A 1,422-nucleotide genomic window follows, 5' to 3' on the forward strand; every position below is an offset into this window, starting at 1 on the left:
GATCGTTCTTTGCGGTATGAATAAACCTTAATCCGGTTATTCGACAAACGACAATAATTCAATCCAGGAGAAGTGCGGACGCACTTCTCTTTTTTGTATTTTTTCAAAACCACAGGCTGGGTCGGTGTTCAAATATAGCCTTCTGGCGTTCCATCCTCGACAAAAAAAAAATTCTTTGATTACTTTTGATATGCGGTCTGCCAACTGCATTACAATGAATCAAAGGATTTTAAATGAATAATAGAAATTAAAACTCCTTTTTGCTGTTACGGTGCTCAAATTTGTTGGCTACACATCAAACAATACGCCGTAGACGACAAATAAAACCGAAAGCGCTCTACTACTTTGCAAAGCAATTGACGCCAACAAACATAAGCACAGCTTGCATACCTTCTTCGTCCTCAAACGACGCCTTAAAAAAAGACTTTAAAGTATACTCCCTCTTGATGGTTGAAATGAGGCACTTGCCTATGGATAGTGGCACACCAGTTTCGTTAAGATAGTTCACCAAATTTTTCTCGATTTCAGGCGTAAACTTTTCGGGAACGCATTCGACCAAATATTCGTTCGCCCAAGTGTAATTGTCAGCAGGCAAGCCTTTTTCCATAAAGACTCGGGTCAAGCGTTCTTCATCCGAAGTTAGACGATCGTAAAAGCAGCCGCAAGACTTTTTGCTTGCTGTCGGTCCTAGAAACTTATTCATATTTGCTGAGCATTCCTGTAAGAAATCCTTTTTCGAAAGATTCTTCTTGAATTCCTTAACAAACGCCTTCACCTCCTCTTCAGACATGCCTTTCGGAACTTTAGAGTCCAAGGTTCCTGCAAAACTGTCTCCAATCACGGGAGTTTCATTTGTAAAATTCGAAGGTGTCGGTTCCTGCGTTGTATCGGCATATTCCGCATCGCATTCTACGGAAGCGTTCGTGATGTACTTTACAAAATCGGGAAGCTCAATACCGCGACTCAAATCAGCATCAAGCTTTTTATATTCATCTTCACTGTAGCGCAACTGAAGTTTTCCGAGTACGCAGTGGCAAATAGCCTCGTTTGCGCCTTTCGCACATTCGTTTATAAACTGTCTTTCGGTTATAAAGTTGTATGTAAAATTTGTTGTCTTGCTCTTTTTTCCAACAATCGATGCGGCTCCGCCCGCATAGGCAAGCGCTGACACAATAAGCACCCCAAGTGATATTTGTTTTAGGATTGTCATAGCTTAAATATATAAAAAGGAGATTACGCGAAATTTTTTTGCAACTTAGCGTGTTTCCTAATTTTTCTAAAAAAATTTCCAAATTCGCTTTTTCGACTCGATTTTAGGATATTCATTAGTATGAACGAGACTATCGCATTAAGCAACGCCTTGCAACAAGTGCTCTTGAGCTGGCGCAATCAAGCAGGGAGCACCCAAGACGCAGTCGCAAG

Annotated in this window: 1 protein-coding gene; it reads right to left on the reverse strand. The window is 40.9% G+C overall.

From position 1 onward, the window contains the following. Positions 1–340: 340 nt before the first annotated feature. Entirely contained in the window at positions 341–1,210 is an 870-nt protein-coding gene (locus tag B0H50_RS13020; protein ID WP_106200331.1) for a hypothetical protein, read from the reverse strand. Positions 1,211–1,422: the final 212 nt, after the last annotated feature.

The organism is Hallerella porci (assembly GCF_003148885.1).
Lineage (GTDB): Bacteria > Fibrobacterota > Fibrobacteria > Fibrobacterales > Fibrobacteraceae > Hallerella > Hallerella porci.